Source organism: Mesorhizobium sp. BR1-1-15 (assembly GCF_020165475.1).
Classification (GTDB): Bacteria; Pseudomonadota; Alphaproteobacteria; order Rhizobiales; family Rhizobiaceae; genus Mesorhizobium.
Window position 1 is genome coordinate 41,000 of sequence record NZ_JAIUIF010000007.1, and the last position, 22,779, is coordinate 63,778.

Here is a 22,779-nt window from a genome sequence, read left to right on the forward strand (position 1 = left end):
CCGTTGCAAAAACTGCCTCCCGTCGGCACCAGCAAACGGATGCTAGCTCAGGCTCAACCATTTGTGCAACATCGATATAACAGGCCCAGTCGGCAATGGTCGGAATTTGGATGAGCCGGGTGCCCAGCTTCCATTCTCCGGCGCTGGCCCTAGTTTGAACCGCGCCTGAGCCCATTCCCTGGAGACACCCGCATGAAACCGCACATCATCTGCCATATGATCGCGTCGCTGGACGGCAGTCTCCACCCGAGCCGCTACACGGCCAGCCCGGACGGAACCCGGGCCGAATGGTCGAGCCTCTACGAGTATATCCATAATGATTTTGCGGGCGACGGCTGGATCGTCGGCCGCGTCACCATGGCCGAGATGAGCAAGGCCGGCGCGCACCCGCCGGCCGATGCGGGCAAGGTCGACCGACCCTATCATGTCGCGCAAACCGGTACGGGAAGCTACGCGGTGGCGCTCGATCCATCGGGCAAGCTCCACTTTTCCAAACCCGACATTGGCGGCGACCATGTCGTGGTGCTGCTTGGGCACGATGTCGCCGACAGCCACCTGGCCGAGCTCGCTGCCGACGGCGTGTCCTATATCGTGGCGGAGACGGCCGACATGGATCTCGGCCGGATGCTCGAAGTTCTCAACCGCGAATTCACCATTCGCCGGCTGCTGCTCGAGGGCGGCGCCGGCATCAACGGTTCCTTCTTCGCGGCCGGCCTTGTCGATGAGCTCAGCCTTCTCGTGGCTCCCGCCCTTGACGGGCGGGCGGCGAACCAGGGTTTCGTCGAATTCGGCGAGACCGGCCTCGCGGGCAAGATGCAACTGTCGCTCAAAAGCTGCGAAGCCCTTGCCCACGGGCTCGTCCATTTGTGCTACGCCGTCGGCTGACGACGCTTTATCGGCGCGTCAAGCGTCGTACCGCATGGCCTCGAGATCGGCGATCAGCGTCGGGCCGGTCGGTTGCCAGCCGAGCCGCGCCTGGGTCAGCGCGCTGGAGGCCGGCAGATCCATCGGGGCGAACATCGCCATCCAGCCGAAATGCTCCGCCGCCTGTTCCGGCGCGATCGAAACCACCGGCACGTTGAGGCCCCGCCCGATCACCTCGGCGATAGCGCGTACTTCCACGCCTTCCTCGCCGACCGCGTGATAGCGCGCGCCCGGCTGCCGCTTTTCCACCGCCAGCCGGTAGAGGCGCGCCGCGTCCACGAGATGGCCCGCCGCATAGCGGTTACGGCCCTCGCCGACATAGGCCGAAACGCCTTTCTGGCGCACGATTTCGATGAGCGGCGTGATGAGCCCTTGCTTGACCGGGTTGTGAACCTGCGGCAGCCGCACCACCGAGACGTTGACGCCGGCTTCCAGCAAGGCATTGCCGGCGAGCTCCGAGGCGATGCGTGGATTGGGATGGCTGGCGTTGAAGACGTCCTCGCTGGCAAGCTCGCCATGTCCGGGGCTGCCCACGCCGACGCCGGAAGTGATCACCAGCGGCCGGTCGGATCCGGCCAATGCCTGGCCGAGTGCCGCGATGACACGGCTATCCTTCTCGCAATTCTCGGCAAACCGCGAAAAATCATGGTCGAACGCCGTGTGGATCACCGCTTCCGCCTTTGCCGCGCCGTCGCGCAGGCCCTCGGGATCCTCGAGCGTTCCCCGATGCACTTCGGCGCCCGCCGCCGTCAGCGCTTCGGCCCCCGCTTCGGAGCGAGTGACGCCGACCACCTGATGGCCCGCCTTGATGAGCTCGGCAACGAGCGCCGAGCCGATGAAACCGGTCGCGCCGGTCAAAAAGATACGCATGCGAATTCTCCTGCACGATTGCCTGCGCAGTATCGCCGGTCTATTATTCCATTAAAGTAGTGATCTTATCGTGGTATAATGGCTAACAGGATGCCCGCCAATTCCGCCGGTTCGCTCGCGGCGTTTCTGAGAGACCGGCGCACCCGGCTCGATCCGGCCTCGTTCGGATTTTCAGGGCGCCGGCGCACGCCGGGGCTGCGCCGGGAGGAAGTGGCCCAGCGCGCCAACATCAGCCCGACCTGGTACACATGGCTGGAGCAGGGTCGTGGCGGCGCGCCTTCGGCCGATGTGCTGAACCGCATCGCCAAGGGGCTGATGCTGACCGAGGCCGAGCGCGAGCACCTTTTCATGCTCGGGCTCGGACGCCCGCCCGAGGTCCGCTATATCGGCGCGGAAGGCATCAGCCCCCGGCTGCAGCGCCTCCTCGACACGCTTGAAGCGAGCCCCGCCTTGGTCAGGACCGCTACCTGGGATGTCGTTGCCTGGAACCGCGCCGCCCAGGTCGTGCTGACCGATTACAGCGCCCTGCCCGCAGACCAGCGCAACATTTTGCGCTTCATGTTCCGCAGCCCGGCCATCCGCGAAAAGCAGCACGACTGGGAAAGCCTCGCCCGTTTCGTGGTGGGCGCCTTCCGCGCCGACGCGGCGCGTGCCGGCGCGGTGTCCGAGGTACGCGAACTCGTCGACGAACTGTGCAGCGCCAGCCCCGAATTCGCCGCCCTGTGGCGCGAGAACGACGTGCTCAGCCATGGCGACGGAACCAAGCGGCTGAAACACCCCGTGCTCGGCGACATCGAGCTGGAATATTCGGGATTCGCGGTCGACGGCCGCCCGGATCTGAGCCTGACCGTCTACAATCCGGTCGACAGCGCGGTCGCGGAGCGGATTCGCGAGCTGGCGAAGCGCGCCAAGGTGTCATTGGACCCGCCGCGATGATCCCTGCTCCTTCCTGGAACATTCCAGAAATGCGCAGCGGGTTGCGTCCTGCCATGCGTCCCATGAAACCGTCATCGCGGCGCCTTACCACCGCATCCCGCCGACAAAGTCGATGAATGCCCGCAGCGGCGCCGGGATGAGCCGGCGGCCCGGGTAATAGAGGAACGGGCCGGAAAACTCCTGCCACCAGGGCTCCAGCACCGGCTCGAGCCGGCCATCGTCGAAATAGGGGCGCAGCCAGTCCTCGAACAGCGAGACGATGCCGCCGCCGGCGACCGCCACATCGAGCGCAAGCGCCATAGCCGTGCCGGTGCTGACCAGCAGCGGCCCGGTCGGCTCGACGCTCACTATCTCGCCGTCGCGCTCGAACTCCCAGGGCGGCGTCAGGCCGCTGGCGAAGCGGCCGCGCAGGCATGCGTGATCGAGGAGGTCGCGCGGATGGTCGGGCCGGCCACGCCTGTCGAGATAGGCCGTTGCGGCAGCGGTGGCGAAGCGCTGCCGGCGCGGGCCGATCGGTATGGCGATCATGTCCTGCTCCAGCCGCTCGTCATAGCGGATGCCGGCATCGCAGCCGCTCGCCAGTATGTCGACGAAACTGTCCTCGGCGGTCACCTCCAGTCTTATGTCGGGATAGGCGGCAAGGAAGGGCGGCAGAAGGCGCGGCAGCACCAGTTTCGCCGCCACGACAGGCACGTTGAGCCGCAGCGTGCCGGCCGGGCGGCCGCGAAAGCCGTTGACGACATCGAGCGCTGCCTCGACCTCGCCGAGCGCGGGGCCCAGCCGCTCCAGCAGTCGCGCGCCGGCCTCGGTCGGAGCGACGCTGCGCGTGGTGCGGTTGAGGAGCCGCACGCCGAGCCCCGCCTCCAGCCGCCGCACCGTTTCGCTGAGGCTGGAGGCGCTGACGCCGCTGACCCTGGCCGCCTCGCGAAAGCCGCCGGCGCGCGCCACCGCCATGAATGCCTGGAGGTCGCCCAGATCCGTCATTGTACGCCTTTCCGCACAGCCTGTGCCGATTGCGCCATATTATCGCGCAGGCGTGCATTGTCTATATCTGGCCGATGCAAAGGAGATTGAGACCATGACCGACATCTGCAAGGCCGGAACCTTCAAGCTCGGCGACCGCACCGTGAAGCGCATGGGCTACGGCGCCATGCAACTGGCCGGACCCGGCGTGTTCGGCCCGCCGAAAGACCATGACGCTGCACTCGCCGTGCTGCGCGAGGCGGTGGCGAGCGGCATCGACCATATCGACACCAGCGATTTCTACGGTCCGCACGTCACCAACCTGATCATCCGCGAGGCGCTGCACCCCTACCCCGCCAACCTCACCATCGTCACCAAGGTCAGTGCCCGGCGCGGCGCCGATGCATCGTGGATCCCCGCAATGTCGCCGCAGGAACTGACGCAGGCCGTGCACGACAATCTCCGCAATCTGGGACTGGACACGATGGAGGTCGTCAACCTGCGCTCCATGCACGGCATACACGGCCCGGCCGAAGGCTCGCTCGAACCCCAACTGAATACGCTCGCCGAACTGCAGCGTCAGGGTCTGGTGCGCCATATCGGCTTGAGCAATGTCACATCAACCCAGATCGCGCAGGGGCGCGGCATCGTCGACATCGTTTGCGTGCAGAACCAGTACAACATCGCGCATCGCGAGGATGACGCACTGATCGACGAGCTTGCCGCGGCCGGCATCGCCTATGTGCCGTTCTTCCCGCTCGGCGGCTTCACGCCGCTGCAATCCAGCACGCTGGCCGATGTCGCGCAAAAACTCGGCGCCACGCCCATGCAGGTGGCGCTCGCCTGGCTCCTGCGTCGCGCGCCCAACATCCTGCTCATCCCCGGCACCTCGTCCATTGCGCATCTCAGGCAAAACATGGCGGCGGCGGAGTTGGAGCTGCCAGCCGACGCGCTTTCCGTGCTGAACGGGATCGCGGACGAGACCGAGCAAGCAGCCTAAGCCGGCGCGACTAGCGCTTGCCGGGCGGCACCGCTGTCCGGCAAGATCCCGACCTCGGCGGCGGCTTGCGCAGCCGTCGCCGGCCATGGCATCTGGTCCGGTACAACGGATCGATCCGAAGCAGCATGGCTCCACGACCACCACGACCCGGCGTCAGCCTCAACCGCGCGCTGTCGAAGCTCGGCCTGTGCTCGCGCACGCAGGCCGAGCGGCTGATCGCCGAGGGCCGCGTGCGCATCGGTGGTAAGGTCGCGCGCGATGCTTCCCTGCGCGTCGATATGAATCGCGACCGCATCGCCGTCGACGGCGAAAAAATCGTTGCCGAGCGCAAGGTCTATCTCATGCTTAACAAGCCGCGCGGGCTGGTCACGACCCGCGACGACCCGATCGAGCGCGACACCGTCTATGCCTGTCTTGAAGGGCTTGACCTGCCTTTCGTCTCGCCGGTCGGCCGGCTGGACAAGGCGAGCGAAGGCCTGCTGCTGATGACCAACGACACGCGCTTCGCCAACCGGCTGATGGACCCGGCCTCGCACCTGCCCAAGACCTATCATGTTCAGATCGCCACGGTGCCCGACGCGGCGGTGCTGGAAGCGTTGCGCGCCGGCGCGCGTATCGACGGCGAGACCTTGAGCGCCAACTCGATCGAGCTGCTGCGCAGCGGCGGCCGCACCGCCTGGCTGGAGATCGTGCTCGACGAGGGCCGTAATCGCCACATCCGGCGCCTGCTCGCCGCCCACGGCATCGAGGTCAAGCGCCTGATCCGCGTGGCCATTGGCCGCTTGCCGCTCGGCGATCTCGCCAAGGGTATGGCGAGGCATTTGACGCCCGATGAATTGGCGCTGCTGGCGGGGTGAATAGGCGCAGGGTTGGCACTGTCGTTCGACATATCTGAAAATCGCGCCGGCACTTCCGTCTCCTGACGGAAAGCTGTCAGGAGCCCCGGCATATAGAAGGCCGGGAGCCCAGCCGCGGCTTCGACGATCAGGGAGCCAATGCGATGAATTTCGTCTCTGTCCGCATCATCACGTCCGATGTCCAGCGCCTCGTGCGCTTCTATGGCGAGATCACCGGCATGCCGGTGACGATGTACACGGAGGATTTCGCCGAACTGGCGACGCCGGCCTGCACGCTGGCGATCGGCAGCACGCGCACCCTGATGCTGTTCGGCAGCGACATCGCCCGCCCAGCCGACAACCGCACGGCCATCATCGAATTCCGAGTCGGCGACGTCGATGCCGAATTTGCCAAGTTGGCGGAAACAATCAAGGGCGCAATTGTCCAGGAGCCTACCACCATGCCCTGGGGCAACCGCTCGCTGCTGTTCCGCGACCCCGACTGCAATCTGGTGAATTTCTTCACGCCGGTAACCGCCGAGGCGATCCGGAAGTTCGACAGCTAGGCCGCCCTACTTCCCGTTCCACTTGCGCACCACCGGCTCGCCGAGGTCATGCTCGTAGCCGAGCACGCTGATGCTGGCCGTATCGAGCACGAACAGCGCGCCGTCCTGCGGCGGCAAGTCGAGCCAGCGGGCGGTGAGCACGCGCAGGAAGTGCGCGCTGGAAAAGATCAGCGTGTCGGCGTTGGCCTCGCGCAGGCGATCGATGATCCTGTCGGCGCGGGCGCCCACATCGGCCGCCGTTTCGCCTTGCGGGCAGCCATCGCGAAAGACGTTCCAGCCCGGCCGTTCGGCCAGGATTTCCCTGGTGGTACGCCCCTCATAGGCGCCGTAGTCCCATTCCTGCAGGTCGTCCATCTTGACGCTTTGCGCCCCGAAGCCGGCAAGCACGCTGGTGTTGTAGGCGCGTTGCGAGGGGCTCGACCACACGGCCGAAAACGGCAGGCCTTTCAGCCGATCCGCCACACCCCGCGCGGCCGCCTCGCCGGCTGCCGTCAGCGGCATGTCGGTGCGGCCGGTGTGCTGGCCCGACAGGCTCCACGCCGTCTCGCCATGTCGGACCAGATGGATTTGAGGAAACGCACTGCTCATGACGGGCCTTTCGAAGTTGCCGCACCTTAGAGGACGATGCGGCGAAGGGGAATCCAGCTGGCGCGAAAGTCCGGGGTGGAACGTTTGGGTGCGGTCCATGAAATGCCCACCACATTCCCTGGCCCTGATCCCCGCCGCATTGGCACAATGACTGGGCGCCGGGCATAACTATGTGTGGTCCATAGTTCACCAAGCACGATAGGTCACGATCATCATGTACAAACATCTGCTCATCGCCACCGACGGGTCGGAACTGGCCGACAAGGGCGTTGCCCACGGCCTCGGGCTGGCAAAGGGCCTCGGCGCCGCCGTGACCTTCGTCACCGTCTCGGAACAATTCCCGATCTTCGCCTGGGGCGGCGCCATGGCCGGCTACGCCGCGGGCGATGAGCTGGCCGCCTATCAGGAAGAAGCCCGCAAATACGGCAAGGAGGTGCTCGACAAATGCAAGGCTTCCGCCGAGGGGCTGGGCGTGTCGGCCAAGGTCGTGCACATCGAGGACAGAAGGCCCGCCGAGGCGATCCTGGAACTGTCGCAGACCGAACGCTGCGACCTGATCGTCATGGCCTCGCACGGCCGCCGCGGATTGGGCAGGCTGCTTCTGGGAAGCCAGACGGCGGAAGTCGTATCCTACAGCGAAATCCCGGTCCTGGTGGTGCGGTAGGCCGGGTCCGGCCAGTCGGCGCTCTGCAAGCGGCGCTCAGAACGCCGCCTCGGCCATGAGATAAAATCCAAGCGCCAAGAGCCCGGCGAAGAACACTTTGCGAAAAGTCTCGACGCTCATGCGCCGGCGCAGCGCCTGGCCGACAGCCATGCCGGCGAGCGCAGGCGCCAGCGCCGCGATCGAACCCGCCAGCCCGGCCGTGGGCGAGGCCAGGGCGCCGGCCCTGAACAGCCCGATGGCCAGCGCCGCCGTCGACACGGTGAAGGACAGGCCGAGCGCCTGGATCAGCTCTTCCCTGCCCAGCCGCAGCGATTGCAGGTAGGGCACCGCCGGAATGACGAAGACGCCGGTGGCGCCGGTGACCAGACCGGTCGCCACCCCGACCAGCGGCGATAGCAAGGCCTCGTGGCGTGGCGGCGTTGAGAAGCCGGCCTTTGCGAGGCCGAGAACGGCATAGAGCATCAGTGCCACGCCGAGCGCGCCGGACGCGGCCGCCGTATGCGCGCCGGTGAGCAGGCCGGCGCCAGCAACGGTGCCGATCACCACGCCGGCCATCATCGTCCATAGCCGCCTGACGAGCCCGCCGAACGAAGGACCGGTGAATAATTGCCACAGATTGGTAACCAGCGACGGGATCAGCAGAAGCGTGGCCGCCTCGGCCGGCGCCATGGTCACCGCCAGCAGGCCCATCGCCACCGTCGGCAGGCCCATCCCGACCACGCCCTTGACGAAGCCGGCGGCAAGGAAGACGGCGCAGATCCAGGCAACGGCGGCGGCGCTCAGCGGCTCAATCATGGAGCAGCATGTCGGCGGCGTCGATCCCCGCTGCCGGCCCCGGTCCGGCGGCGGCGCTGCTGACAGGGGCGGATGTCATGGCGCATCCTGGCATGCCGGAATCCAAGCGCGCCACGGCCAGAAGGGCGACGGCAACCGCCAGCAGCATCGCCGCGCTTTCAGCGATGCCGAGCCCTTGCCGGTTCGATGCTGGTTTTCTCATCATGGACCTCCACCGAAACTGTTTGACGAAATTCGCCGTCACCCACAATGTGGAAATCGCGGCCCCCCCCGTCGGCGGGGGGGCACGCGGGTGCCGCAAGCCGGTCGGCCCGCTGCGCCATCGATCGCGTGATAGCGGCCATCGCCCGGGCTGTCTTGCGGGAGGAAAAAAATGCACTTCGACCTCGTCGATCTCCGACTGTTCCTGCTGGTTGCCGAGCGCGGCAGCATCACCCATGGCGCCGAGCTCGCGGGCCTCGCGCTGGCCGCGGCCAGCGCCCGCATCAAGGGCATGGAGGACAGGCTCGGCGCGCCGCTGCTGGAGCGCCGCCGGCGCGGCGTGGTGCCGACCGCCGCCGGCCAGGCACTGCTGCACCACGCGCGCGCGGTGCAGAACCAGATCGAGGCGATGGCCGGCGAGCTCGGCGCCTATGCCACGGGCCTGCGCGCGCGGGTCCGCCTGCTCGCCAACACGGCCGCCACCAGCGAACTTCTGCGCGACAGGCTGCCGGCCTTTCTGGTCGCGCATCCCGGCGTCGACATAGACCTCGATGAGCGCCCCAGCCACGAGATCGCCGAGGCGGTGGCGAGCGGCGCCGCCGATCTTGGCATTGCCGCGACCTGGGCCGGCCTTTCCCATCTCGAGCAGAAACCGTTCTTCGTTGACCGGCTGGTGGTGATCGCCTCGCGGACCCGGTCCGGCCTCGAAGGCCGCGCGACCGGCCTCGCCGACATTCTCGGTGAAACCTTTGTCGGCCTGAGCGCCGGCCATCCCTTGCAGGAGCACATCACCCGCCAGGCCGCGCGCCTGGGCGGTCATCTGCATTTTCGCATCCGCGTGCCCGGCCTCGACAATGTCTGCAGGCTGGTGGCGCAGGGCGCGGGCGTCGCCATCGTGCCGGAAAGCACGGTGCGCCGCTCGGCGCCCAGCCTGCGCAGCCTGCGGCTGACGGACGACTGGGGAACCCGCCAGCTCAATCTCTGCGCCCGCCGCTTCGACACGTTGACGCCGCAAGCCAAGCTGCTGGTGGCCGCGCTGGTGTGAAGCCGCCGCCACATGCTGAATTCGCGTGGAATCATGCCTTGCCTTTAAGGAATCCATGAAATAGCTTGTTTGCACATAGGCAAAAAAATCGCCTAGCTTTTTTCGTTTTATGAAAGACGGGGGACTTGCGGGAACATCTCGATCTGACCGATCGGCGGCTGGTCAAACAGCTGTCGCAGGACGCACAGCCGGGCATCAACCGCCTCGCCGAGATTCTGGCGATCTCGGTGCCGACGGTGCGCACGCGGCTGCGCAACCTGCTCGACCGCAACCTGCTCAAGATCGTGGGGCTCTTGAACCTGACGGAGCGGCCCGAACTGATCTCGGCCATCGTCGGCATCAACGCGCAAGGGCGCGGCCGCGCCCGCGAGCTGGCGCAGCGCATTTCCGAACTGCCCTTCGTCAACTCGGCCTCGGTCGTCACCGGGCGCTTCGACATCATCGTCGACGTGACGGTGGCCGGCGACGTCGCCGATCTCTACCGCGTCACCAGCGAGTTGATCCCGGGCGCCGGCGAGCCGGGCGAGGTCGTGCGCAGCGAGACCTTCGTCGTCATGGCGTCCTGCAACAAATGGGTCAGCTTGCCGGAAGGCTGCTGGTCCGACGACAGCATTCGCAAGGAGCCGGCATGAGGATAGCGGTTCTCGGGGGCCTCGGCCTGCTCAACCCGCTGCTGCATGTGCCGGACGCGCCTTTCTTCGACGCGTTGGCCAGCCGCGGCATCGCGGTCGCCGAAACGGCGGCCCGGCACTAAGGAGACGGATTTTCGAACGGTGGCCGCCGCCGGCAACGGCGCCGCCGCTCAAAAAGCACCCTGTAGGGTGGACAACAAGACGACAAAAGGAGGAATGCCCAATGAAACCAATGAACATTGCCAAGCTTTTCATCGCCGGCCTCGCACTGGCCGGCCTCACCGCCGCCGCCAGCGCCGGATCGCTCGACGACATCACCAAGCGCGGCGAACTGCGTGTCGCCGTGCAGACACAGGGACCGCCCTTCTCGCTGGTCGGCGCCAATGGCGAACGCACCGGCAGCTCGGTGGAACTGGCCGAACTGATGGCCAAGGAAATGGGCGTCAAGATCACCTTCCTCGACTTCGACTGGGACGGCCTGATCCCGGCGCTGCTTTCGGGCAAGGCCGACCTTCTGGTCGCCGACATGACGCCGACGCTGGCACGCGGCATGAAGGTCGCCTTCACCACGCCTTACATGTATACGGGCAGCACCGTCTTCACCAAGGCCGACGGCAAGTTCAAGACCGCCGACGACTGCAAGGCCAAGGGCACCAAGATCGCCGTGCTGCTCGGCGCCACCGGCGAGAAGGAAGCCAAGGCAGCCTTCCCCGATGCCGACATCAAGAGCTACAAGGGCGGCGGTCCGCTGCTGCTCGACGCCGTCAACAACGGCCAGGCCGATTGCGGCGTCAACGACGTCTCGGCGGTCAAGGGCCAGTCGACGGCTTATCCGGCCGGGACCTTCACAATCATGCCGGACCTCCTCTCGAAGGAGCCGCTTGCCTTCGCCACCCGCTATGACGAGCCGGATCTCCTGATCTGGATGAACCTGTTCCTCAACCAGGTCACCATCGACGGCCGCCTGCAGAAGAACCTCGACTACTGGGTCAATTCGGAAGACTGGAAGAAAGATCACTGATTAGGGATTAGGGATTAGGGATTAGTGAGTAGCGAATTAGTGAGCAGTGGATAGGGAATTCCGGATCCGCCTGCCTACTCACTACTCACTACTCACTATTCCCTACCCACCATTCACGGCCATGCTCGAGAATTTCAGCTTCCGCACCATCGTCGAATACCTGCCCCTGTTCGGGCAGGGCCTGGTCACGACCGTGTGGCTGTCGGCGCTGTCCTTTTTCGGCGCGCTCGCGGTCGGCATCCTGTTGTGCGCGATGAACCTGCAGCGCGGCTGGCTGTTTCGGGTGCCGGCCAAGGCCTATATCGACGCCGTACGCGCCACGCCCTTGCTGGCGCAGCTCTATTTTCTCTATTTCGGCCTGCCGCGCCTCGGTTTCGTGCTGCCCGAACTCATCGTCGGCATCCTCGCGTTGTCACTGAACAGCGGCGCCTATGTCGCTGAAATCATTCGCGCCGGCATCCTGTCGATCCCGCGCGGCCAGGTTGAGGCCAGTGTTGCTTCGGGCATGACCTATGTCCAGCGCATGCGCCTGGTGGTCTTGCCGCAGGCGTTCAAGGTGACGATCCCGCCGCTGCTGGGACAAGCGATCGTGCTGGTCAAGGATTCGGCGCTCCTGTCGCTGATCTCGGTTGCCGAGCTGACGCGCGCCGGTCAGTTGCTCGCCTCCGACCGTTTCATGCCGGCGGAAGGATTTCTCACCATCGCCGCCTTCTACCTCCTGCTCTATTACGGCCTCAAAGGGCTGGCGGTTCTCTCCGGCCGCTGGCTCGGCTCGGCGGGAGCGCGCATATGATCTGGCAACAGTTGCAAAGCCTTGCGGGCAGCTATCCGCTGGCGCTGCGCGGCCTCGGTATGACCGTGGTGCTGTCGCTGATCAGCCTGGTGCTGGGCACCCTGCTCGGCTTCGGCCTGGGCATCTTGCGGACCGGCGGCAACCGGTTGATCTCCGGCGTGATCGGTGCCTGGGTAGACCTCATCCGGGGCACGCCGTTTCTGGTGCAGATATTCCTGATCTTCTTCATCTTGCCGGAGCTGGGCATCGAGCTCGACGCCTTCACCGCCGGCATCATCGCGCTGACCAACCTCGCCGCCTGCTTCATCTGCGAGATCGTCGCCGCCGGCATCCGTTCGGTTCCGACGGGCCAGGTCGAGGCGGCACTGGCGTCCGGCCTGTCGCGCTGGCAGCGCATGCGCCAGGTGGTGCTGCCGCAGGCGATGCGCATCGTGCTGCCGCCGCTGGTCGGGCAATATGTGCTGCTGATCAAGGACTCTTCGGTCGTCTCGGCGATTGGCCTGACCGACCTCACCCGCGTCGGCTGGCTGGTGGTGCAGCGCGTGCCGAACGGCCTGCTGGTGTTCTTCCTCGTCGGCGTCGGCTATTTCATCGTCTGCTATCCGCTGATCATGCTCGCCCGCCGGCTCGAGCGGCGCATGGGTGCCGCCCATGGCGAGGTGCAGATATGACATCGAACCCAAAGGTTCTGACCACATGACCAAAACGGGCATGATCGATTTTCGCGGCGTCAACAAATGGTTCGGCCCGCTCAACGTGCTGAGGGACATCACGCTCAGCGTCGAGCCGCGCGAAGTGGTCGTCGTCTGCGGCCCGAGCGGGTCGGGCAAGAGCACGCTTATCCGCTGCATCAACGGGCTGGAGACGATCAAGGACGGCGACCTTGTCGTCGACGGCCAGCGGCTCGGCGACCCCGCCACCAACATGACGAAGCTGCGCACCGAGATCGGCTTCGTCTTCCAGTCCTTCAACCTCTACCCGCACAAGACCGCGCTCGAAAACGTCACGCTGGCGCCGATCCATGTCCGCAAGATCCCGCGCGCCGAGGCCGAGCAGGCCGGCCGCGAACTGCTGGCCAAGGTCGGGCTTGCCGACAAGGTCAACGCCTATCCTGCGCAGCTTTCAGGCGGCCAGCAACAGCGTGTGGCGATCGCCCGCTGCCTCGGCATGCGCCCAAAGATCATGCTGTTCGACGAGCCGACCTCCGCCCTCGACCCCGAGATGATTTCGGAAGTGCTCGACGTCATGGTCGCGGTTGCCGAGGAAGGCATGACCATGATGGTGGTGACGCATGAGATGGGCTTTGCCCGCAAGGTCGCCCAGCGCGTGGTGTTCATGGATGCCGGCGCCATCGTCGAAAGCGGCACGCCCGACGAGTTCTTCTCGCACCCCAGGACCGATCGCAGCCGCGCATTCCTGAGCAAGATCCTGCGGCACTGACCGGCGCCGCCGCCTTCAAGTGACCGCCAGCACCTTGCCCGTATCGTGCTGGCGCACGAAATCCACGCGGCGGCCGTCCCAGTGGTAGCTGTAGTGCCTCCCCTGGACGGGAACGGTGATTGCATCCGGCCAGAAGATGCCGATGCACTGCCCGCTTGGCATGCGCACGCTGTTCCACACCAGCCCGTCGCTGCCGGCCGCACGCAAGGCGCGGCCTTCGGCCTGCGAGGCGGTGTAGTCGTCCGGGTCGAGCGCGCCGGGCACCGCGTTGACGTCATCGAGGTCGCGATCGACGCTGCCGATCAGCACGCGGAAATCCGCGGTCCAGCCCGGCTCCTCCTTGGTGGCGCGCATAAAATTCTGGTGGTGGTGGATGGTTTCGGCCAGCGCCACCTCCTCGCTGTCGCCGGCATAGTAGATGCCGTAGCTGCCATCGGAAAACCGCCCGGGCCGCAAGGTCGAGCAATGCACGAAGGGCGCCATCACGAAACTTGCGCCGGGTCCGGACACCCGCCTTTCGGCCGGCACCTTGCCGAGATCGCCGAGCTCCAGCCGGATGCGCGGATTGGTCTTCTCCTCGACGGCGGCCAGCGCTTCCCAATCGCGCGGGTCGGCAATGTCCTCGAAGAGGTCGATAGGCGGATGGATGGAGCGGATGATGCGGAAGGTCTGGGGCCAGTGGACGCGGCGCCGGACCGCGAGCCCACTCACCATCCACCACGCTCCGCGTCGAGCCATTCGCGCATCGCGGCAAGGTCGGAGATTTCGCCGCGCAGCATCAGGTCGAGCGCCGATTGGCCGCCGAACGTGGCATTGGGCTTGCGGATCCAGGCATAGCCGCGCGCCGGCTCGGTGAAGAGATAGCGCAAACCCTTGTGGATGCCCATCAGATGCGCCATGCGGGTGCGCAGGTCACGGTCGATCCGGCTGATGCCGCCTTCCTTCCAGCGCGCCCAGGTGCGCGCCGACATGCCGCCGAGCAGGATGCAGGCCTCGAGGTCGGTGAGGCCCCACGCCTTGAACAGATTGACCGTGGTGCGCGCCAGGGCGCCCGCCTCTTCATCCGAGATGGCGCTGCCGACCGCGGCCGGCGTGGTGACGATGGACTGAAGCTGCATTTTCTGCTCCCGCTATTGGCAGACATATAGCATGTATTTGCCAATTGGCAAGGAAACAGGACCAGAGCGGCCACCTAAAAAGGTGGCGCGGCATAACAGACCAGGGTTCCTCGCCCCCACAAAGGTGGGGGAGAGGTGGCTCGGCGAAGCCGAGACGGAGCGGGGGAATGGCGCGGCGTGGGGATATGCCGTGAAAACCTTCCAGCGCCGCAGCCCCCTCTCCGACCGCTTCGCCGCCACCTCTCCCCCGCTTTGCGGGGCCGAGGAACCCACGTTCTGTGAGGGCGGCTCTTGTCCGCCTACTCCGCCGCCTCATACCCCGCGATACCCTTGATCTCCAGAAAATCCTCCAGCCCGTATTCGGCGTATTCGCGGCCGTTGCCGGATTGCTTGTAGCCGCCGAAGGGCAGGCCGGCGTCCCATTGGGGATAGTTGATGTAGACGTTGCCGGAGCGCATGCGCGCCGCGACGTCGCGCGCCTTCTGGATATCCTTGGCCTGGATATAGGAGGCAAGGCCGTAGACGGTGTCGTTGGCCTGCTCGACCGCCTGCTCGACCGTGTCGTAGGGCATGATGGCCAGCACCGGCCCGAAAATCTCCTCGCGCGCGATGCGCATGTCGTGGGTGACATCGGCGAACACGGTCGGCCTGACATAGTAGCCACGGTTGAGTTCGGCCGGACGGCCGGGGCCGCCCGTGACCAGCGTGGCGCCCTCGTCGATGCCGCTCTGGATCATGTCCTGGATCTTGTCGAACTGGGCCTGGCTGACGACAGGGCCGAGCTTGGTGCCGGGAGCGTCGGCCGGGCCGACCACGAACTTTTCCGCCGCCGCCTTGGCGTAGGAAGTCGCCTCGTCATGACGGTCGCGTGGCACGAACATACGGGTTGGCGCGTTGCAGGACTGGCCGCTGTTGCTGAAGCAGCCGGCGACGCCCTTGGTCACGGCGGTGGCGAGGTCGACATCCGGGAACAGGATGTTGGCCGACTTGCCGCCAAGTTCCTGGTGCACGCGCTTGACGGTGTCGGCGGCGGCCTTGGCCACCAATATGCCGGCCCGGGTGGAGCCGGTGAACGACATCATGTCGATATCGGGATGGCTGGACAGCGCCTGGCCGACGCCGGGGCCGTCGCCATTGACGAGGTTGAACACGCCCTTCGGCACGCCGGCCTCGTCGAAGATCTCGGCGAAGATGATGGCGTCGAGCGGCGCGATCTCGGATGGCTTCAGCACCATGGTGCAACCGGCGGCAAGCGCCGGACCCACCTTGCAGGTGATCTGGTTCAGCGGCCAGTTCCATGGCGTGATCAGGCCGACGACGCCGATCGGCTCCTTGACGATCAGCGAGGAGCCCTTGACCTGCCGGAACTGGAAGCTCTTCAGCACTTCCGCCATCTTGGCCAGATGCGCGAGCCCGATGCCGACCTGGCTGTCGAGCGCCATCCGGCGCGGCGCGCCCATCTCGCGTGACACGGCGAGCGCAAGGTCCTGGCTGCGCTTCTTGTAGACCTCGATGACGCGGTTGAGGATGTCGAGCCGTTCCTCGACCGAGGTGAAGCCGAATGTGCCGAAGGCCCGCTTCGCGGCGACCACCGCCTTGTCGACGTCGGCCTTGGAACCAAGCGAAATCTGCGCGAAGCTATCTTCGTTCGACGGATCGATGACATCGATCGTGTTGGGCACGACAGGATCGACCCACGCGCCATCGATGTAGAACTGCAGATTGTGTGACATGATTTCTCCTGAGGGGCGCCGCACAGCCGTCCGGTGTGATATCTGGTTAGAAATAACGATGCGCGAATGGCGGTGTCAAACGCAACCCCGAACTGGTGAGCGAGCCGCGAGCGGTTGAACCAGCCGGGCGGGCGATAGCTGGAATAGAACGAGTTAAAGCAGAGTATGCCCGGCTTCGCCCAGAAGCCGTGTCGCCGCGACCCGATCGGCGGCTTTCACCAGCAGGTGATCGCCGTCGAAAGTCGACACCACGAAAATGCCCAGCTCGTTTTCCGACAGTGGCCTGATGACCGACAACACGATGCCGGTTTCATCGAAAGCGAAAGGTCCTTGGAGCTTGAAGGCGACCCACTCGTCATCCCGCTTGACGCCATCTGGAACGCGATCCTGCAGACAGACGATCGAAAGTTCATCCTCGGTTCTGGTGATGCTGACGAAGCCTGGCCCGTCCGCCCAACCGGGAACGCTCGCTCCAGGCTCGAGCCGCGAAATCGCGTACAGCCCGGGCAGTTGCTTCAGCCTGATTTTGGCAGCCATTGTCGAACTCCGATTGCGGTCTATCCAGCGAGCCTCTTGCTCATATAGACAGTCGTACCGTTCATGAACGGCTCCTCCCGGTCGATCCTATAGCCGTGCCTCTTGTAAAGCGACACATTGGCCGCGAAGGCGCCATTGGTCAGCAGGCGAAGTTCGTTGCGGCCCGCTTCGGCTGCCTTGCGTTCAGCCCGCTCCAGCAACAGCCGGCCGATCCCCCTTCCCTGCGCATGCGGCCCCACGCAGACATTCTCGATCCAGACATGATCGTCGGCCGGCATGGTTTCGATCACGCCGACGATTTCGCCCTCCTCGATCGCAAGGTCGAACTCATGCTCGGCAACGGCTATGTCATAGTCGGCACGCATGGGCAGCGGTTCGCGGCCGATCAGCGGCACCCATTTGGCATAGGCCAAGCGCACGATGTCCCGGATGGCGGTGGCGTCCGCCGGCCCGGCCTGCCGGAACTGGATGGAAGGATTGATGCTCATCGAGAGGCTCCAGACATGAAAAGCCCGCCGGCGGTTTCGCGGGCGGGGCTGGGAAGAACGAACCGGAATTAACGGGCCACTCCTCGTCGTCGCGCAATCATGCCGCCTCGCAGTGTACAGGTTCGGCGTCGCATGACATTGGCGCGGGGAAGAACGAACATGGCGCCAAGCTGGCGCAGCATGAGTGGCCCGTCAAGGTAACGCCAAGCCACCTTCTGGCGGTGCCCCAGCCTCTTTACCGCGCTGCCTCACCAACCCTGATTAGAGGCATGCCGTATCGGCCCTGGCCGACGACCGCATTTTGGTCACGTAAGCCGGAAAACCGTCCTGAAAAATCGATCATTCTAACGAAAATAATTCATTGGAAAGATTAGTTGGGGAATGGCATTCCCGGGCGAAGTCGCCTGGAGCATGACGTTGTCTTCCTTATCCCACATTGCGAACGATATTCCAAAAAGCCTGACTTCCGCCGAACCCGCGCAGCGCCGCAAGGCGCTCGACTCGACCAAGGCCGGACCCGTGCCCGGTATGATATTGGTCGCGATGATCACTGCGGTGGCCTTCTCGGCTCGCAACGTCTCCGGCTTTGCCCTGTTCAGCCCGATGATAATAGCCGTCGTCGCCGGCATGATCTACTCCAACGTGCTCGGCACGCCGACGCACGCCAAGGCCGGCATCGCGTTTTCGCAGCGCCGGCTGCTGCGCTTCGCCATAGTGCTGCTCGGTTTCCAGCTGACGCTCGGCCAGGTGGTGTCGATCGGCGCCGGCGGTGTCGGCATCGTGGCAGCCACCCTTGGTGCCACCTTCGTCTTCACCATCACGCTCGGCCGGCTGATTGGCGTCGACGCGAAACTGGCGCAGCTGATCGCCGCCGGCACCTCGATCTGCGGTGCCTCGGCAATCGTGGCCACCAACATCGTCACCGACGCGCGCGACGAGGACGTCACCTACGCCGTCGCCTCGATCACCTTGTTCGGCACCGTCGCCATGCTCGGCTCCCCGCTGCTGGCGCCGCTGCTCGGCCTCGACCAGCATGCTTTCGGCCTGTGGGCGGGCGCCTCGATCCATGAGGTGGCGCAGGTCATCGGCGCCGGCTTCCAGAACGGCACCCAATCGGGCGAGATCGCCACCGTCGCCAAGCTCACCCGCGTCGCCATGCTGGCGCCGATGGTCATCGCGCTGGGCCTGATGGCGCGCCGCAAGAGCAGCAGCGACCAGCAGGCGGCGCGCCCGCCCATGCCATGGTTCGTCGCCGCCTTCGTCGCCGTCGTGGCTCTGAACAGCCTTGTCGCGATACCCGCCGAAGTGAAATCGGCGATGGCGCTCGCCACCACCATCATGCTGACCATGGGGCTGGCCGCCATGGGCCTGCAGGCCGATATCTCGCAGCTGCGCTCGCGCGGCCTGCGCCCGCTGGCGCTCGCCTTCTCGGCCTTCCTATTCATCGGCGGCTTCAGTCTGATGCTGGTGAAGTTGGCCTAGGCCCCAAAGGTAGCGCTCTACGGCGCCCCTTCTGTCCGGCAGGAAAGCGCCTAATCCTCGAACGAACTCGCCGCCACATAGATCGCGGCCAGTGTTTCGATGCCGGCCTGGTCCGCCTTGTCGAAGCGGCCGGGCAGCGGGCTGTCGAGATCGAGCACGCCGAAGACGCCTTCATCGTCTTCGAGAAGCACGACCAGTTCCGAACGCGAATCGGCGTCGCAGGCGATGTGGCCGGGGAAATCGTGCACGTCCTTGATAAGCATCGAGGTGCCGAGTTCGACCGCCGTGCCGCATACGCCCTTGCCTACGGCAATGCGCACGCAGGCCGGCTTGCCCTGGAACGGACCCAGCACCAATTCCTCGTCCGAGGCCAGGAAATAGAAGCCCGCCCAGTTGAGATCGGGCACCATCTGGAAGATCAGCGCCGCGGTGTTGGCGGCATTGGCGATCGAGTCGCCCTCGCCCTCGAGCAGCGCCTTCAGTTGCGCGGCAAGATCGCGGTAGAACGCGGCCTTGTCCGAAGTGTCGATGGCTTTGGCTGCGAACATGGCTTGTCTCCGAACTGAGAATCGCGGTTCCGTTTTCCGCAGGCGCTCTGCACCAAACGACCACCGGAACAGTCTACCGTGAATCCTACCCGCCACGAAAGCCGCAAGATCAGGATCGCTGCCGGCGTCATCGCGGATGCGTCGGGCCGGCTGCTTTTGGTGCGCAAGCGCGGCACCAGCGCCTTCATGCAGCCCGGCGGCAAGATCGAGCCGCGCGAGTCCCCGCTCGATGCTCTGGTGCGTGAATTGCGCGAGGAACTCGGATTGGCGGTCGACCCCGCCACCACCTCCTGGCTCGGCCTGTTCTCGGCCACGGCCGCCAACGAGCCGGACAGCACGGTCGAGGCGGAATTGTTCGCGCTCTCCATCGACGGCCAGCCGATAGCCGCCGCCGAGATCGAGGAGATCATCTGGCTGGAGCCCGGCTCGACCAATTCCGTCGAACTTGCGCCGCTGACGCGCGATGTGGTGCTGAGGTTGAGCGGAATGTAGCGGCGGCGGCGCCGCTATTACATCGGACGCTTGGGGTCGCCCTTTTGTGGCGTTGCCGGGTCGGGCTCGGATTTCTTGTGCTTGTCGGCGGCAATCCTGCGGATGCGGTCGAAGCGGCTTTCCTCTGTCGTTTCGGTCGTGACGACCGTCTGTGGCTTCTGCACGAACACGATCATGGATCGATCTCCTGGGCCAGAGGCCTGCGCGCCGGGGGAGAATCCCCCGGCGATAGTCGTCTCGCCTGCGGCAAAGGCCGGTTCGGCGAGATACGGATCAGGTCTGAAAGACGGCTTTTATGAAACCACCTTCGCGAGCCGGCCGAATCCTAGTAGCCGCCCATGCCGCCACCGCCGCCCGCAGGCGCGGCATCCTTGGCCGGAATGTCCGAGATCATCGCTTCGGCGGTGATCAAAAGCGCGGCGATCGAGCCGGCATCCTGCAACGCGGTGCGCACCACTTTCGCCGGATCGACGATGCCCGCCTTGATCATGTCGACATACGCCTCGTTCTGGGCATCGAAACCCTGGTTGTGATCCTTGCTGTCGGAGAGCTTGCCGACGACAACGGAGCCTTCAACGCCCGAATTCTCGGCGATCTGGCGGAGCGGCGCTTCGAGTGCCCTGAGCACGATCGAGATGCCGGCGGTGACATCGGCATTGGCGCCGTTCAGGCCGGCAAGCGCCGTCCTGGCACGCAGCAGGGCCACGCCGCCGCCCGGCACGATGCCTTCCTCGACCGCCGCGCGCGTGGCGTTCAGCGCGTCGTCGATGCGATCCTTCTTTTCCTTGACTTCCGACTCGGTGGCGCCGCCGACGCGGATGACGGCAACGCCGCCGGAGAGCTTGGCCAGCCGCTCCTGCAGCTTCTCCTTGTCATAGTCGGAGGTGGTTTCCTCGATCTGGCCCTTGATCTGGGCGACACGCGCCTGAATGGTCGCCTTGGTGCCGGCGCCGTCGATGATCGTGGTGGTGTCCTTTTCGATCAGCACGCGCTTGGCGCGGCCGAGCATCTCGATGGTGACGTTCTCCAGCTTGATGCCGAGATCCTCGGAGATCATCTGGCCGGATGTGAGCACCGCGATGTCTTCCAGCATCGCCTTGCGGCGGTCGCCGAAGCCCGGCGCCTTGACGGCCGCGACCTTGAGGCCGCCGCGCAGCTTGTTGACGACCAGCGTCGCCAGAGCCTCGCCTTCGACGTCCTCGGAGATGATCAGCAGCGGCCTGCCGCTCTGCACCACCGCTTCGAGGATCGGCAGCATTGCCTGCAGATTGCCGAGCTTCTTCTCGTGGATGAGAATATAGGGCTCTTCCAGCTCCGCGCGCATCTTGTCGGCATTGGTGACGAAATAGGGCGAGAGATAGCCGCGGTCGAACTGCATGCCTTCGACGACGTCGAGTTCGGTGTTCGCGGTCTTGGCTTCCTCGACGGTGATGACGCCGTCATTTCCGACCTTGTCCATCGCCTTGGCGATCATCTCGCCGACGCTGGTATCGCCATTGGCGGCGATTGTGCCGACCTGCGCGATCTCGGCCGACGATTTGACCTTCTTGGCCTTCGCCTTGATTTCCACGACGACGGCCGCGACGGCCTGGTCGATGCCGCGCTTGAGGTCCATCGGGTTCATGCCGGCGGCAACCAGCTTGGCGCCTTCGCGCAGGATCGAGGCGGCCAGCACCGTGGCAGTGGTGGTGCCGTCGCCGGCGAGGTCGTTGGTCTTCGAGGCCACTTCGCGCACCATCTGCGCGCCCATGTTCTCGAACTTGTCGGCAAGCTCGATTTCCTTGGCGACGGTGACGCCGTCCTTGGTGATGCGCGGCGCCCCATAGGCCTTGTCGATGATGACGTTGCGGCCCTTGGGGCCGAGCGTGACCTTGACCGCATTGGTGAGGATCTCGACGCCGCGCAGCATACGGTCGCGCGCATCGGTGGAGAATTTGATTTCCTTGGCAGACATGATTTTATCCAGTTCGCATTTGGAGTGGAGCCGTCACCGCGCAGAGGCGCGGCGCTTCAGTCAGGCGGCCTTCTTGGCTTCGACGCTCTTTTCGATAACGCCCATGATGTCGGCTTCCTTCATGATCAGAAGATCCTCGCCGTCGATCTTGACCTCCGTGCCCGACCATTTGCCGAACAGGATCAAGTCGCCGGCCTTGACGTCGAGCGGAACAAGTGCGCCGTTTTCGTCGCGGGCGCCGGGACCAACCGCGATCACTTCGCCTTCCTGCGGCTTTTCCTTGGCATTGTCGGGAATGATGATGCCGCCCTTGGATTTGATATCGCCTTCGGCGCGCCGGATGACGACGCGGTCGTGGAGTGGCCGAAATTTCATGAGAACTTCTTTCTGGGGCCGGCATAGGCGGCCGCCCCCTTCTATAGGCTCTTTGGCACTCGATAGATAGGAGTGCCAAAATTTATTCCGAGCGGATATTGAATAACCATAGTATTATTTCGGCACCCGGTTTCATCGGGTCGGAAGACGAGCAAATATTTCAAAAATTTGAATTTTCCGGCAGAGTGCCTATTTATCGGACAAGTTCATTTTCACGATTTCAGACGCAAGGGAGATTTCCTCGATGGCCGACGGCAACCAGACGATCATGGAAAAAGCTGAAGCGCGCTTTGTCGACAAGCAGAAGAAGACGGCGGAGCGCAACAAGGCAACAGCCGAATATATGTCCGAAGCGAGGGCCAGGGAGATCAAGACGGCAAGGCTGAGGCAATTGCGGCTGGCCAAGGAAGAAGCCGACCGCGTGGCCGAGGCCCTGAACCCGACGCCGAAGAAGAAACGCGCGGTGAAGAAAACGACGGAGGCAAAATCATGAGCCTGACCTTCCCCAACCGCAGCCGCAGCTACGACGAGGCCGGCAAGCGCATCCGGTTCGTCGGCTATGACGGCATGTTTCAGATTTCCTTCTCGGTCGCCGCCGATGCCATGACGAGGATGCAGCCGGCGACGGCAGCCAATGAAGCCGGCTATCTCGCCACCTTCGACACCGAGAGCAGTGTCATCCGCGACGTAGCGTCAAAGGCCTATGACCGCACGCGCAAGAGCATGTATGTGCTGACGGCCGACGACTTCCGCTGAGACGACAGGCGGGCGGCGCTGG

31 protein-coding genes are annotated in these 22,779 nt (G+C 65.1%); 17 read left to right on the forward strand and 14 right to left on the reverse strand.

Translation table 11 applies throughout. The annotated features are described in order from the left end of the window. The first annotated feature begins 192 nt into the window (after positions 1-192). Positions 193-885: a RibD family protein gene (locus LB541_RS14250; RefSeq protein WP_224618695.1), complete on the forward strand. Its 693-nt coding sequence runs from the start codon at positions 193-195 to the stop codon at positions 883-885. An 18-nt stretch (positions 886-903) separates the two neighbouring features. On the opposite strand, the gene LB541_RS14255 is transcribed toward LB541_RS14250, so the two are convergent. Next, positions 904-1,794, reverse strand: a complete 891-nt coding sequence (locus LB541_RS14255; RefSeq protein ID WP_140685649.1) for an SDR family oxidoreductase — start codon at positions 1,792-1,794, stop codon at positions 904-906. A 90-nt stretch (positions 1,795-1,884) separates the two neighbouring features. On the opposite strand from LB541_RS14255, the gene LB541_RS14260 reads away from it, so the two are divergent. Then, the gene (locus LB541_RS14260; protein ID WP_224618696.1) at positions 1,885-2,730 is read left to right on the forward strand and encodes a helix-turn-helix transcriptional regulator; all 846 of its coding nucleotides are present in this window, start codon (positions 1,885-1,887) and stop codon (positions 2,728-2,730) included. Between the two features lie 84 nt (positions 2,731-2,814). Here the strand turns inward: LB541_RS14260 and LB541_RS14265 are convergent, their stop codons facing one another. Further along, complete coding sequence (locus tag LB541_RS14265; RefSeq protein WP_224618698.1) at positions 2,815-3,714, reverse strand: LysR family transcriptional regulator; 900 nt, start codon at positions 3,712-3,714, stop codon at positions 2,815-2,817. Between the two features lie 94 nt (positions 3,715-3,808). Between LB541_RS14265 and LB541_RS14270 the strand changes: the two genes are divergently transcribed. The 3 genes from LB541_RS14270 (at position 3,809) to LB541_RS14280 (ending at position 6,095) form a co-directional block, all read left to right on the forward strand. Beyond that, positions 3,809-4,693: an aldo/keto reductase family oxidoreductase gene (locus LB541_RS14270; protein ID WP_140663603.1), complete on the forward strand. Its 885-nt coding sequence runs from the start codon at positions 3,809-3,811 to the stop codon at positions 4,691-4,693. Between the two features lie 125 nt (positions 4,694-4,818). Beyond that, entirely contained in the window at positions 4,819-5,550 is a 732-nt protein-coding gene (locus LB541_RS14275; RefSeq protein WP_224618701.1) for a pseudouridine synthase, read from the forward strand. 143 nt (positions 5,551-5,693) lie between these two features. Next, positions 5,694-6,095 (forward strand): VOC family protein, encoded by a 402-nt coding sequence (locus LB541_RS14280; protein WP_140516217.1) that lies wholly within the window; start codon positions 5,694-5,696, stop codon positions 6,093-6,095. A 6-nt stretch (positions 6,096-6,101) separates the two neighbouring features. Here the strand turns inward: LB541_RS14280 and LB541_RS14285 are convergent, their stop codons facing one another. After that, on the reverse strand, positions 6,102-6,683 hold the full coding sequence (locus LB541_RS14285; RefSeq protein WP_140516219.1) for a histidine phosphatase family protein: 582 nt from the start codon (positions 6,681-6,683) through the stop codon (positions 6,102-6,104). Positions 6,684-6,897: 214 nt separating this feature from the next. Here LB541_RS14285 and LB541_RS14290 point away from each other — a divergent pair, with 214 nt between their 5' ends. Further along, complete coding sequence (locus tag LB541_RS14290; RefSeq protein ID WP_140499152.1) at positions 6,898-7,347, forward strand: universal stress protein; 450 nt, start codon at positions 6,898-6,900, stop codon at positions 7,345-7,347. Between the two features lie 36 nt (positions 7,348-7,383). Here LB541_RS14290 and LB541_RS14295 read toward each other — a convergent pair whose 3' ends face one another. Together LB541_RS14295 and LB541_RS14300 are read right to left on the reverse strand one after the other, a co-directional pair. Beyond that, entirely contained in the window at positions 7,384-8,142 is a 759-nt protein-coding gene (locus tag LB541_RS14295; protein WP_224618703.1) for a sulfite exporter TauE/SafE family protein, read from the reverse strand. Further along, on the reverse strand, positions 8,135-8,344 hold the full coding sequence (locus tag LB541_RS14300; RefSeq protein WP_140565448.1) for a hypothetical protein: 210 nt from the start codon (positions 8,342-8,344) through the stop codon (positions 8,135-8,137). Before LB541_RS14300 ends, LB541_RS14295 begins: the two co-directional genes overlap by 8 nt. 171 nt (positions 8,345-8,515) lie before the next feature. On the opposite strand from LB541_RS14300, the gene LB541_RS14305 reads away from it, so the two are divergent. From LB541_RS14305 to LB541_RS14330, 7 genes are all read left to right on the forward strand, one after another. Further along, positions 8,516-9,388, forward strand: coding sequence for a LysR substrate-binding domain-containing protein (locus tag LB541_RS14305; protein WP_224618706.1), 873 nt, complete (start codon positions 8,516-8,518; stop codon positions 9,386-9,388). Between the two features lie 125 nt (positions 9,389-9,513). Beyond that, complete coding sequence (locus tag LB541_RS14310; RefSeq protein ID WP_140499160.1) at positions 9,514-10,020, forward strand: Lrp/AsnC family transcriptional regulator; 507 nt, start codon at positions 9,514-9,516, stop codon at positions 10,018-10,020. Beyond that, positions 10,017-10,142: a hypothetical protein gene (locus tag LB541_RS28520; protein WP_263486469.1), complete on the forward strand. Its 126-nt coding sequence runs from the start codon at positions 10,017-10,019 to the stop codon at positions 10,140-10,142. Before LB541_RS14310 ends, LB541_RS28520 begins: the two co-directional genes overlap by 4 nt. A 110-nt stretch (positions 10,143-10,252) precedes the next feature. Then, complete coding sequence (locus LB541_RS14315; RefSeq protein ID WP_140516312.1) at positions 10,253-11,041, forward strand: ABC transporter substrate-binding protein; 789 nt, start codon at positions 10,253-10,255, stop codon at positions 11,039-11,041. 121 nt (positions 11,042-11,162) lie between these two features. Further along, entirely contained in the window at positions 11,163-11,834 is a 672-nt protein-coding gene (locus LB541_RS14320) for an amino acid ABC transporter permease (RefSeq protein ID WP_140630523.1), read from the forward strand. Next, positions 11,831-12,505, forward strand: a complete 675-nt coding sequence (locus LB541_RS14325) for an amino acid ABC transporter permease (RefSeq protein ID WP_140630521.1) — start codon at positions 11,831-11,833, stop codon at positions 12,503-12,505. Before LB541_RS14320 ends, LB541_RS14325 begins: the two co-directional genes overlap by 4 nt. Before the next feature lie 25 nt (positions 12,506-12,530). Then, positions 12,531-13,274: an amino acid ABC transporter ATP-binding protein gene (locus LB541_RS14330; protein WP_140499166.1), complete on the forward strand. Its 744-nt coding sequence runs from the start codon at positions 12,531-12,533 to the stop codon at positions 13,272-13,274. Between the two features lie 15 nt (positions 13,275-13,289). Here LB541_RS14330 and LB541_RS14335 read toward each other — a convergent pair whose 3' ends face one another. From LB541_RS14335 to LB541_RS14355, 5 genes are all read right to left on the reverse strand, one after another. Beyond that, on the reverse strand, positions 13,290-13,988 hold the full coding sequence (locus LB541_RS14335; RefSeq protein WP_140516231.1) for an RES family NAD+ phosphorylase: 699 nt from the start codon (positions 13,986-13,988) through the stop codon (positions 13,290-13,292). After that, positions 13,982-14,392 (reverse strand): MbcA/ParS/Xre antitoxin family protein, encoded by a 411-nt coding sequence (locus LB541_RS14340; RefSeq protein WP_224618717.1) that lies wholly within the window; start codon positions 14,390-14,392, stop codon positions 13,982-13,984. The genes LB541_RS14335 and LB541_RS14340 overlap by 7 nt, the downstream gene beginning before the upstream one ends. A 299-nt stretch (positions 14,393-14,691) precedes the next feature. Next, positions 14,692-16,125 (reverse strand): aldehyde dehydrogenase family protein, encoded by a 1,434-nt coding sequence (locus LB541_RS14345; protein WP_140559858.1) that lies wholly within the window; start codon positions 16,123-16,125, stop codon positions 14,692-14,694. Between the two features lie 153 nt (positions 16,126-16,278). Next, positions 16,279-16,662: an ACT domain-containing protein gene (locus LB541_RS14350; protein ID WP_140516236.1), complete on the reverse strand. Its 384-nt coding sequence runs from the start codon at positions 16,660-16,662 to the stop codon at positions 16,279-16,281. A gap of 20 nt (positions 16,663-16,682) precedes the next feature. After that, positions 16,683-17,150: a GNAT family N-acetyltransferase gene (locus LB541_RS14355; protein ID WP_224618718.1), complete on the reverse strand. Its 468-nt coding sequence runs from the start codon at positions 17,148-17,150 to the stop codon at positions 16,683-16,685. 417 nt (positions 17,151-17,567) lie between these two features. Here LB541_RS14355 and LB541_RS14360 point away from each other — a divergent pair, with 417 nt between their 5' ends. After that, positions 17,568-18,632: a YeiH family protein gene (locus tag LB541_RS14360; protein ID WP_224618719.1), complete on the forward strand. Its 1,065-nt coding sequence runs from the start codon at positions 17,568-17,570 to the stop codon at positions 18,630-18,632. Between the two features lie 50 nt (positions 18,633-18,682). Here the strand turns inward: LB541_RS14360 and LB541_RS14365 are convergent, their stop codons facing one another. Beyond that, the gene (locus LB541_RS14365; protein ID WP_140499180.1) at positions 18,683-19,180 is read right to left on the reverse strand and encodes a GAF domain-containing protein; all 498 of its coding nucleotides are present in this window, start codon (positions 19,178-19,180) and stop codon (positions 18,683-18,685) included. Between the two features lie 78 nt (positions 19,181-19,258). Between LB541_RS14365 and LB541_RS14370 the strand changes: the two genes are divergently transcribed. Next, the gene (locus tag LB541_RS14370; protein WP_224618720.1) at positions 19,259-19,672 is read left to right on the forward strand and encodes an NUDIX hydrolase; all 414 of its coding nucleotides are present in this window, start codon (positions 19,259-19,261) and stop codon (positions 19,670-19,672) included. A 17-nt stretch (positions 19,673-19,689) separates the two neighbouring features. Here LB541_RS14370 and LB541_RS14375 read toward each other — a convergent pair whose 3' ends face one another. The 3 genes from LB541_RS14375 to groES form a co-directional block, all read right to left on the reverse strand. Beyond that, the gene (locus LB541_RS14375) at positions 19,690-19,848 is read right to left on the reverse strand and encodes a hypothetical protein (protein ID WP_181167223.1); all 159 of its coding nucleotides are present in this window, start codon (positions 19,846-19,848) and stop codon (positions 19,690-19,692) included. A gap of 149 nt (positions 19,849-19,997) precedes the next feature. After that, a complete protein-coding gene (gene groL, locus LB541_RS14380; RefSeq protein WP_140663576.1) occupies positions 19,998-21,626 on the reverse strand; it encodes a chaperonin GroEL in 1,629 nt (542 codons plus the stop codon). Positions 21,627-21,686: 60 nt separating this feature from the next. Continuing rightward, positions 21,687-22,001 (reverse strand): co-chaperone GroES, encoded by a 315-nt coding sequence (gene groES, locus LB541_RS14385; protein ID WP_140516246.1) that lies wholly within the window; start codon positions 21,999-22,001, stop codon positions 21,687-21,689. 244 nt (positions 22,002-22,245) lie between these two features. On the opposite strand from groES, the gene LB541_RS14390 reads away from it, so the two are divergent. Together LB541_RS14390 and LB541_RS14395 are read left to right on the forward strand one after the other, a co-directional pair. Beyond that, positions 22,246-22,494 (forward strand): hypothetical protein, encoded by a 249-nt coding sequence (locus LB541_RS14390; RefSeq protein WP_140499188.1) that lies wholly within the window; start codon positions 22,246-22,248, stop codon positions 22,492-22,494. Further along, on the forward strand, positions 22,491-22,757 hold the full coding sequence (locus LB541_RS14395) for a DUF1488 domain-containing protein (RefSeq protein ID WP_140499190.1): 267 nt from the start codon (positions 22,491-22,493) through the stop codon (positions 22,755-22,757). The genes LB541_RS14390 and LB541_RS14395 overlap by 4 nt, the downstream gene beginning before the upstream one ends. Positions 22,758-22,779: the final 22 nt, after the last annotated feature.

Bases quoted from the DNA above. Each gene is read 5' to 3' on its own strand.
- LB541_RS14250 (WP_224618695.1), top strand. From the start codon at position 193: ATGAAACCGCACATCATCTGCCATATGATCGCGTCGCTGGACGGCAGT.
- LB541_RS14255 (WP_140685649.1), bottom strand. From the start codon at position 1,794: ATGCGTATCTTTTTGACCGGCGCGACCGGTTTCATCGGCTCGGCGCTC.
- LB541_RS14260 (WP_224618696.1), top strand. From the start codon at position 1,885: ATGCCCGCCAATTCCGCCGGTTCGCTCGCGGCGTTTCTGAGAGACCGG.
- LB541_RS14265 (WP_224618698.1), bottom strand. From the start codon at position 3,714: ATGACGGATCTGGGCGACCTCCAGGCATTCATGGCGGTGGCGCGCGCC.
- LB541_RS14270 (WP_140663603.1), top strand. From the start codon at position 3,809: ATGACCGACATCTGCAAGGCCGGAACCTTCAAGCTCGGCGACCGCACC.
- LB541_RS14275 (WP_224618701.1), top strand. From the start codon at position 4,819: ATGGCTCCACGACCACCACGACCCGGCGTCAGCCTCAACCGCGCGCTG.
- LB541_RS14280 (WP_140516217.1), top strand. From the start codon at position 5,694: ATGAATTTCGTCTCTGTCCGCATCATCACGTCCGATGTCCAGCGCCTC.
- LB541_RS14285 (WP_140516219.1), bottom strand. From the start codon at position 6,683: ATGAGCAGTGCGTTTCCTCAAATCCATCTGGTCCGACATGGCGAGACG.
- LB541_RS14290 (WP_140499152.1), top strand. From the start codon at position 6,898: ATGTACAAACATCTGCTCATCGCCACCGACGGGTCGGAACTGGCCGAC.
- LB541_RS14295 (WP_224618703.1), bottom strand. From the start codon at position 8,142: ATGATTGAGCCGCTGAGCGCCGCCGCCGTTGCCTGGATCTGCGCCGTC.
- LB541_RS14300 (WP_140565448.1), bottom strand. From the start codon at position 8,344: ATGAGAAAACCAGCATCGAACCGGCAAGGGCTCGGCATCGCTGAAAGC.
- LB541_RS14305 (WP_224618706.1), top strand. From the start codon at position 8,516: ATGCACTTCGACCTCGTCGATCTCCGACTGTTCCTGCTGGTTGCCGAG.
- LB541_RS28520 (WP_263486469.1), top strand. From the start codon at position 10,017: ATGAGGATAGCGGTTCTCGGGGGCCTCGGCCTGCTCAACCCGCTGCTG.
- LB541_RS14315 (WP_140516312.1), top strand. From the start codon at position 10,253: ATGAACATTGCCAAGCTTTTCATCGCCGGCCTCGCACTGGCCGGCCTC.
- LB541_RS14320 (WP_140630523.1), top strand. From the start codon at position 11,163: ATGCTCGAGAATTTCAGCTTCCGCACCATCGTCGAATACCTGCCCCTG.
- LB541_RS14325 (WP_140630521.1), top strand. From the start codon at position 11,831: ATGATCTGGCAACAGTTGCAAAGCCTTGCGGGCAGCTATCCGCTGGCG.
- LB541_RS14330 (WP_140499166.1), top strand. From the start codon at position 12,531: ATGACCAAAACGGGCATGATCGATTTTCGCGGCGTCAACAAATGGTTC.
- LB541_RS14335 (WP_140516231.1), bottom strand. From the start codon at position 13,988: ATGGTGAGTGGGCTCGCGGTCCGGCGCCGCGTCCACTGGCCCCAGACC.
- LB541_RS14340 (WP_224618717.1), bottom strand. From the start codon at position 14,392: ATGCAGCTTCAGTCCATCGTCACCACGCCGGCCGCGGTCGGCAGCGCC.
- LB541_RS14345 (WP_140559858.1), bottom strand. From the start codon at position 16,125: ATGTCACACAATCTGCAGTTCTACATCGATGGCGCGTGGGTCGATCCT.
- LB541_RS14350 (WP_140516236.1), bottom strand. From the start codon at position 16,662: ATGGCTGCCAAAATCAGGCTGAAGCAACTGCCCGGGCTGTACGCGATT.
- LB541_RS14355 (WP_224618718.1), bottom strand. From the start codon at position 17,150: ATGAGCATCAATCCTTCCATCCAGTTCCGGCAGGCCGGGCCGGCGGAC.
- LB541_RS14365 (WP_140499180.1), bottom strand. From the start codon at position 19,180: ATGTTCGCAGCCAAAGCCATCGACACTTCGGACAAGGCCGCGTTCTAC.
- LB541_RS14375 (WP_181167223.1), bottom strand. From the start codon at position 19,848: ATGATCGTGTTCGTGCAGAAGCCACAGACGGTCGTCACGACCGAAACG.
- groL (WP_140663576.1), bottom strand. From the start codon at position 21,626: ATGTCTGCCAAGGAAATCAAATTCTCCACCGATGCGCGCGACCGTATG.
- groES (WP_140516246.1), bottom strand. From the start codon at position 22,001: ATGAAATTTCGGCCACTCCACGACCGCGTCGTCATCCGGCGCGCCGAA.
- LB541_RS14390 (WP_140499188.1), top strand. From the start codon at position 22,246: ATGGCCGACGGCAACCAGACGATCATGGAAAAAGCTGAAGCGCGCTTT.
- LB541_RS14395 (WP_140499190.1), top strand. From the start codon at position 22,491: ATGAGCCTGACCTTCCCCAACCGCAGCCGCAGCTACGACGAGGCCGGC.